The sequence below is a fragment of the Bacillus sp. AFS001701 genome, assembly GCF_002559405.1.
In the GTDB taxonomy this organism is placed as follows: domain Bacteria; phylum Bacillota; class Bacilli; order Bacillales; family Bacillaceae_G; genus Gottfriedia.
The window spans coordinates 1-2841 of record NZ_NTZO01000114.1 but is presented as its reverse complement, the minus strand read 5'-3'; the positions used below and the strand labels follow the sequence as shown (position 1 = coordinate 2841).

General features: G+C 31.8%; 2 protein-coding genes. One reads left to right on the top strand and one right to left on the bottom strand.

Features of this window, described 5'->3' with window-relative positions:
* Window positions 1-63 precede the first annotated feature (63 nt).
* Window positions 64-1197 carry a zinc-dependent alcohol dehydrogenase gene (locus CN514_RS09740; RefSeq protein WP_098232407.1) on the top strand — a complete coding sequence of 378 codons (1134 nt, stop codon included), beginning with the start codon at window positions 64-66 and terminating at the stop codon, window positions 1195-1197.
* A 203-nt stretch (window positions 1198-1400) separates the two neighbouring features.
* Here CN514_RS09740 and CN514_RS09735 read toward each other — a convergent pair whose 3' ends face one another.
* The gene (locus CN514_RS09735) at window positions 1401-2651 is read right to left on the bottom strand and encodes an MFS transporter (protein WP_176525855.1); all 1251 of its coding nucleotides are present in this window, start codon (window positions 2649-2651) and stop codon (window positions 1401-1403) included.
* Window positions 2652-2841: the final 190 nt, after the last annotated feature.

The following is a 2841-nucleotide window of genomic DNA, read 5'->3' as shown; positions in this document are numbered from 1 at the left end:
TAATTACATATTTATACTCCTTAAGGTAACGCTATAAAAATGACCTGAATTAGGAGGCGTACTATGCGAGCGGTTACTTATCAAGGGCATTATAATGTAAAAACGATTAAAGTAGATGATCCAAAAATTCATCATAAAGATGATGTCATTATTAAAATTACTTCAACAGCAATTTGTGGCTCTGACCTTCACTTATATCAAGGTAATTTTCCGATAAAAGAGGGCTATATTATAGGACATGAGCCAATGGGAATAGTTGAAGAAGTCGGTCCAGGTGTTACTAATTTAAAAAAAGGAGATCGAGTCGTAATTCCATTTACAGTAGCATGCGGAACTTGTCCATATTGTAATCATGGTTTACAAAGTCAGTGCGATAACTCGAATCCACATTATGATTCAGGTGGTTATTTTGGCTATACTTCCAAGTTTGGTGATTATCCAGGTGGCCAAGCAGAGTATTTAAGGGTACCGTTTGGCAATTATACTCCGTTTAAAATACCAGAAAACTGTGAGCTAGATGATGATCATCTACTGTTTCTTTCAGATGTACTACCAACTGCATTTTGGAGTGTTGAAAATGCAGGGGTCAAAGAACGAGATACAGTCGTTGTATTAGGATGCGGTCCCATTGGGTTAATGGCTCAGGAGTTTGCCTGGAAAAAAGGTGCAAAAAGAGTTATTGCAGTAGACTATATCGATTACCGATTAGAGCATTCAAAAAAGGTGAATAAAACAGAGAGTTATGATTTTTCGAAAGATCCAGATATGGGTGAAACCTTAAAAGAGATAACAAAAGGTGGAGCGGATGTTGTCATCGATTGTGTTGGTATGGATGGGAAGAAATCACCGTTGGAATTTATTGAACAGAAAATGAAATTACAAGGTGGAACACTAGGACCAATTCAAATTGCAACAAAAGCTGTTAAAAAATGCGGAACTGTTCAAATCACAGGAGTTTACGGTGGGAACTATAATGCGTTTCCTTTAGGTGCATTTTTCAGTAGAAATATCAATATAAAAATGGGGCAAGCTCCGGCAAGACATTATATGCCCTACTTATATGAACAAATTACTAGTGGAAATATTGATCCTACGAAAATTATTACTCATAAATTATCTTTAGATGAAGCAGATCATGCTTATCATATTTTTAATAATAAAGAAGATAATTGTATTAAAGTGGTTTTAAAGCCTTAGTTATTAAATTTAAACAGTTGTTTATTAATCAGTTTAAGGTCAATTAAGATCGAACATCAACTTTTTTAAATAACTTCTTAAGAACAAACAATTACTAAAATTTGTTAATAATATAAAACCGTACAACCATATTAACATTAAAATCATTATTATCACTTAAACTTCTAAAAGGAGTTCAATCGTTTGAACTCCTTTAGATTTATCTAGAGAGATATTTTATTTTGTTTATAATCTAATTGTTTCGAATGTGCCATTTTATAGGCCATCACGCCAAAGAATACTCCAGCCAATCCTCTAAATATCGTTGAAATAATCATCGCAATATTCATACTAAATGATTCAAGTAAAAAAACACCAAATTGTGGAGCGATGAAGGCAACGATTGAAAGTAGGAAATTATAATTAGCAATATAAGAAGTGCGATGTTCTTCTTCAGTAGCTTCTAGTAAACTATTAAATAATATTAAAACTGTACCAGATACAAAAAATCCTGATGTGAAGTTTACGATAAATAAGTATACATAATTTGTTGATAAAATATTTAAAATAGGTGCAGATGCCATTCCGATTGAAATCCATATTAATAATTGAGTATTACTATAACGATTCGCCATCTTTGCCCACCAACGAAAGCTAACGATTTGTGAAAGTTGGTTGCTTACAGTAAATAAACTAATCCAAAAAGCAGTTGCATGAGCAAATCTTATTTGATAGATCGAAAATAAAGACCATGCCATTTGCCACGCGAAGTTAAAAAATAGTGCACAAACTAAAAATGAGATATAGGGTTTATACTGAAAAAGATGTTTTGAAAAAGGAGAATAATGATTAGAAATTTCAATTTTTTGCTTCTCCTCTTTATGTTTCAATATATAAAAGAACTCAATCATTCCGAATATAAACGCGAATAAAAAAAGTAATTGATATGGAAGGGCACTTTTTGGGCTGATGGATTTCATACATATTCCTGCTACAAGCGTTACAATCATTCCCGTAAAGGTTAGTATTCTATTTCGATTGCCAAAAAATGTGTTTCGACGATCTGCTGGAATTAAATCACCAATAAATGCTTGCCAGCTTAAATTTAGAAATGTACCTGGAAAATTCATTAATGCAATTAAAATAACAAAAAACCATGCGATATGCTCTGATTTAATAAATGGAAGAAAAACCATTATTAATAGAAAAAAACGTGTAAAGAAAATGGAGTAGGCAGTGAATTTTCTTTTTTCTTCTAACTTATTAACCAGAAAAGCAGCTGGGAGCATCGCGGCCATTCCGACGATTGAAGGTAAGGAAGAAATTAAACCAACTTGATAATTGGTAGCACCTAAAATTGCAATAGCAAACAATATAAAGTAGTTATTTGATAAACTGATTGCGATTGTAGATGCAGCGCCATTTTTAATGCTCTGGGATTCATTGTGTAGCACATCTTGTTTACTGTAAATCAACTGACGTTCCTTCTTCCTTTTTATTAATTTCATAATTTTGATAAAATGTTCGATTTTAAATTTTTAAATAATTCATTAGAACAATAGCATATTTATTCATTAAATTCTATGTTTTAGAACCAAGTTTTAATGTAAAATAATGGCTTTATTAAGAATGGCAATTTCCAAAAATTAGTTATTTATTTCAGAG